The sequence below is a fragment of the Peribacillus sp. genome (assembly GCF_059453735.1).
The window spans coordinates 1-5,354 of the sequence record NZ_JAZVJO010000473.1 but is presented as its reverse complement, the minus strand read 5'-3'; the positions used below and the strand labels follow the sequence as shown (position 1 = coordinate 5,354).

General features: G+C 40.3%; 4 protein-coding genes. 2 read left to right on the top strand and 2 right to left on the bottom strand.

Going from position 1 to position 5,354, the window contains the following annotated elements; translation table 11 throughout:
• A partial coding sequence (locus tag AC52RT_RS15630; RefSeq protein ID WP_495541598.1) for a thiolase family protein occupies positions 1-492 on the bottom strand: 492 nt, incomplete at its 3' end.
• A 197-nt stretch (positions 493-689) separates the two neighbouring features.
• On the bottom strand, positions 690-2,819 hold the full coding sequence (locus tag AC52RT_RS15625) for a (Fe-S)-binding protein (RefSeq protein ID WP_495541597.1): 2,130 nt from the start codon (positions 2,817-2,819) through the stop codon (positions 690-692).
• Between the two features lie 193 nt (positions 2,820-3,012).
• On the opposite strand from AC52RT_RS15625, the gene cls reads away from it, so the two are divergent.
• Both cls and uvsE read left to right on the top strand, forming a co-directional pair.
• Positions 3,013-4,242 (top strand): cardiolipin synthase, encoded by a 1,230-nt coding sequence (gene cls, locus AC52RT_RS15620; protein WP_495541596.1) that lies wholly within the window; start codon positions 3,013-3,015, stop codon positions 4,240-4,242.
• A 15-nt stretch (positions 4,243-4,257) separates the two neighbouring features.
• The gene (gene uvsE, locus AC52RT_RS15615; RefSeq protein ID WP_495541595.1) at positions 4,258-5,214 is read left to right on the top strand and encodes a UV DNA damage repair endonuclease UvsE; all 957 of its coding nucleotides are present in this window, start codon (positions 4,258-4,260) and stop codon (positions 5,212-5,214) included.
• Positions 5,215-5,354 lie beyond the last annotated feature (140 nt).

The window sequence follows — 5,354 nt, the reverse complement described above, 5'->3', positions numbered from 1 at the left end:
TGTGCTGTTTCCGTAGGTACCCATATGCGCGCCTGTAAAACTGCAGCTTAAACCATCATGGAGCATCAAATCTTTCATTGGAGCGTCTCCCATTCGCAGTCCCCATCTAGCCTTTGGGAGGAAATACGGCGCATTGCTCATAGACTCCATACCGCCGGCTACAATCACTTCTTCATCACCAGCTCGAATGATTTGATCAGCAAGTGTCACACTGCGAAGACCAGATGCGCACACTTTATTAATCGTTTCTGTTTTGATTTCCCAGGGGATACCGGCATGTCTCAGTGCCTGTCGAGATGGGATTTGTCCCTGCCCTGCCTGAAGGACATTCCCCATAATTACCTCATCAACCTGACTTCCCTCTACTCCCGCTCTTTGTAAGGCCTCTTTAATGGCAATACCGCCAAGCTGTGAAGCTGTAAGGCTGCTTAACCCTCCGCCAAATTTCCCAAATGGTGTTCGAACACCGCTGATTATTACTGTTTTCGTCATCTTCTCTTCCCCCTTTTAAATTTTTTCTGTTTCGTCGACTGAACGCTCGCTCAAGACGAAATCAAAAAAATATATGTAAGCGCTTTATCATAGTTTACATGAATTGATTGAAAAAATTAAATAATAAGTTAATTATTTCAAAAAAAATACCTGCTTCCTTCTAAAAAAGAAGAATGATGAAGCAGGTACATGTTTATTTATGATACTAGAGTTTTTAGTTCACCCATGATTGACTTCTCAAGCAATTCAGCCACGTCATAAGTCCCGACGCTTTCTTCAACTTCTTTCGCCTTTGTTCCGTCAGAAATCATTGTTAAGCAATATGGACAGCCTGAACTGATGATTGATGGTTCAACTTCTAACGCTTGTTCCGTACGAGCTACGTTAATACGGTGACCTGTTTCTTCTTCCATCCACATCAACCCGCCGCCGGCTCCACAACACATTCCTTTTTCACGATTCCGTTCCATTTCTACAAGCTCGACTCCCGGAATGGCTCTTAAGATATCACGTGGTGGATCATACACTTCGTTATAACGGCCTAAATAACAGGAATCATGGAACGTTATTTTTTCATTAACAGGATGCTTCGGCACAAGCTTTCCTTCTCTAACAAGCTCAGCCAGTATTTCCGTATGATGATACACTTCTGCTTTAAGACCGAAATCAGGGTACTCATTCTTAAAGATATTGTACGCATGCGGATCAATCGTAACGATTTTTTTCACTTCATTCTTCTCGAACTCTTCGATATTCTTAACAGCTAGGTCCTGGAAAACAAATTCATTACCAAGACGACGCGGTGTATCTCCAGAATTCTTTTCTTTATTGCCTAAGATGGCAAATTTCACACCGGCTTCATTTAATAATTTGGCAAAGGAAAGTGCGATTTTCTGGGAACGGCTGTCGTATGAACCCATTGAACCTACCCAGAATAAATACTCAAATTCTTCCCCCGCTTTATTCATTTCTTTAACGGTTGGAACGTGAACATCGTCGCGAATTTCTCTCCAATTTTCTCTTTCTTTACGGTTTAAGCCCCACGGATTTCCTTGACGCTCAATATTGGTCATCGCGCGCTGTGCATCCGGGTTCATTTTCCCTTCGTTCAGCACCAAATATCTACGCATATCAATAATCTTATCCACGTGTTCATTCATAACCGGACATTGGTCTTCACAGTTACGGCATGTTGTACACGCCCACAGCTCTTCTTCTGTGATCACGTCACCGATCAGGCTTGCATGATAGGGTTCAATACTTGCTGCCGATTCCTGCGCTCCCTCAGAACCGCCTGCAAGTGCTAATTGATTCCCCTTTGTATTGCCGAAGACAAACGTCGGCACCCAAGGCTGTTTTTGCGTAATTGCTGCTCCTGTATTTGTTAAATGATCTCTCATTTTAATGATGATATCCATTGGTGACAGCATTTTTCCTGTTCCTGAAGCGGGACACATATTCGTACATCTTCCGCACTCTACACAGGCATATAAATCTACCAATTGATATTCAGTGAAATCTTGTATCGTTTTAGCTCCATAAATCACTTCTTCATTTTCATCTTCAGGTTCTTCTTCAAAGTTAATCGCTTTCAATTTACCTGGGTTATCCAGACGGTTAATGAATACATTCAACGGACCTGCAATAAGATGGAAATGCTTCCCTTGAGGGATATAGACCATAAATGTCAAAATCGTAAGTAAATGCAGCCACCATGCAACATAAAAGACAACGATAGCAGCCGTTTCTCCGATCCAGCCAAATAGGAAGGCAATTCCGGAAGCGACTGGTTCTGACCAAGTTGCCTCATGTCCATGCCAGATCATGGCCATTCCATTACCAGTTAAAACAGTAACCATGATTACCGTAATAAAAATAACAACAAGTCCTGCTTTAAAACCTCGTTTTAACCGAACGAGCTTTTCAATATAGCGGCGGTAGAACGCTGCAAAAATGGCAATTAGAACAACCAGCGTTATGATTTCCTGAAAGAAAGTAAAAGCCGGATATAGTGGACCAAATGGTAAATGGGCACCCGGTTTAATCCCTTTTATAATAAAATCGACGGCGCCAAATTGAACCAAAATAAATCCGTAAAAAAGCATGGTGTGGATAATTCCACTTTTTTTATCTTTAAATAACTTTTTTTGACCAAACACATATACCATGATTTTTCCTAGTCGTTCTTTCACACGTTTATCAAACTCTACTTTTTTACCGAGCTTTACATAAGCCGTTCTTGTCCGCAATAAATAGGTAAATAAGCCAACTCCGTAAGCGATTACAATTATTGTTGCGGCTAAATTAATCCATAGTAATCCATTCATGTGTAACGCCCCCTCCTGACTTCACAATCGACCAAATGATTTCAAGTAATTTTGAAAATCTGGCATTTTCTGATATTGATTACTTTTATTATATAATGAATGAGCATTCAGTCAACTTTTTTCTTCCAAATTTAGTTTTTTTTTGATTTGATAATACCGAGTACAATCCTGCAATTCTGTGCAGACTAGGCAGATGAATGAGTTGAAGGAGTTGGCTGTATTGAAAGGAATTATTCTAGGCGTTCTACTAGTCATACTTTTTTTATTATGGTTGCTCCTAGACTTTACATGGGGACGCCACGTCCACGTAAAAGGGAAACATAATTTCAGCCATCCTCAGCGCCATAGTAATATTCATATCTTCACTTCTGGAAAAGACTTATTTGAGGACTTTTTCAAAGAAATTAAACAAGCCAAAAGACACATCCATGTCCTTTTTTATATTGTAAAATATGATCAATTTAGTCAGGATTTTTTAAATCTCCTGCAAAGTAAGGCGAAGAATGGGTTAGAAGTGCGACTTATGGTTGACTGGATGGGCGGGTTTCGAATTCCATACAAGCGGATTAAGGAATTACGAAAAAACGGCGTCTATTTTGCCTATAGCTGCAAGCCAAAACTGCCCTTTATCTTTTATTCTCTCCAAAAACGAAACCATCGAAAGATTACCATTATCGATGGACGAATCGGTTATCTTGGCGGCTTCAATATTGGAAAGGAATACATCGACATGGATCCTATTCTTCATCCATGGCGTGACTATCATCTAAAACTCCAAGGTGAGGGTGTTCAGGATCTGCAATTTGAATTTTTACATGATTGGTTAGCTGCAACGAAGGAAAACGTCCTATCCAACAAGGTGTATTTCCCCTTATCTTGTATTGGAAAAAGCAGACATCAATTTATCCCTACTGCCGGATTCGGCCTCGAGGAGACATTAACTACGCTAATTAGACAAGCTAAAAAAAGCATCATTATCGGCACTCCCTATTTTATTCCGAGTCCCGCACTCTTTGAGACTTTAAGATCAGCAATAAAAAATAATATCGACGTCAGTATTATCGTGCCTAAAAAAGCAGATCACGCATTTGTTAAGGAGGCTTCTTTTCCCTACTTTCGCATTCTTATTAAAGAAGGCGCAAAGGTTTTTCAATTTCAGAGAGGGTTCTACCATTCCAAAATCATACTTATTGATGATACGATTTGTGATATCGGAACAGCCAATTTTGACAGGCGCAGTTTATTTCTTAATTACGAAATGAACTGCCTCATTTATGAACCAGAATGTATTCAAGAAATTAAGGCAAAAATTCAAGAGGATATTAGCTATTCCACGGCTTTACCCGCAGCTTCTCTAGCAAAAATCAATGTCCTAGAGTCAATAAAAGAAAAAATAGCCTATACACTATCGGCTTTTCTCTAGGTGAAAGGAGCAACTATGAACATTCGAATGGGGTATGTTTCAACCGCCCTCTCACTATGGGAGACCTCTCCCTCACGAACCATGACCTTTAAGCGTTATGGCCAACTGACAAAAGAAGATCGCGACCGTCGGTTACTAGAGATCACTAAAACGAATTTAGAAAATACACGGAGAATCCTTTATTACAACACGGCTCTTGAAATCCAACTCTACCGTCTATCCAGTTCCATCGTGCCGCTTGCCACGCATCCTGAAGTCAATTGGGACTTTATTACGCCATTTAAAAGTGAGTGGAAGGAACTTGGGGACTGGATTAACAAACATCAGATGAGAGTCAGCTTCCATCCTAATCAGTTTACACTATTTACAAGCAGCAAACCATCGATAACTGAAAATTCCGTCAAAGATATGACTTATCATTATCAGATGCTTGAAGCAATGGGCGTTCACTCAAATGCTCGAATTAACATTCATGTAGGTGGCGCATACGGGGATAAGATTGCGGCTACAAACCGCTTCTATGAAAATATTATCTCTTTACCAAAGCTGATTAAACAGCAAATGACTCTAGAAAATGATGATAAAACCTATACGACAAATGAAACACTGGCTATTTGTCAAAAAGAAGGGATTCCCCTTGTTTTTGACTACCATCATGATCAGGCAAATTTAGGGGAACAATTATTTCACGAGCTGCTCCCAGCTATATTTGCAACTTGGGACCAAACAGGGAGCCCGCCTAAAATTCATATCTCTTCACCAAAAAATGAAAAAGCGTTTCGTTCTCACTCGGATTATGTTGATTTAGCCTTTATTACTCCTCTTTTGCTCGCACTTAAAGAAATCAACCAAGATGTCGACTTCATGATTGAAGCAAAAGCAAAGGATCTCGCTATGCTTAAACTCATTGAAGACATCTCAAAAATTCGAGGTGTCAAACGTGTCAGCGGAGGTATGGTGGTCTGGAAATAGTCAAAGAGCCACTCTGCTGTGACAGCAAAATGGCTCTTTGGTAACCTTCTAGTTGCGGGACATTTGTTCTGGAGCAGAAACTCCGATTAAAGCTAATGCATTTTTCATAGTGATTTGATCCGTTTTAACCAGTGCAAGGC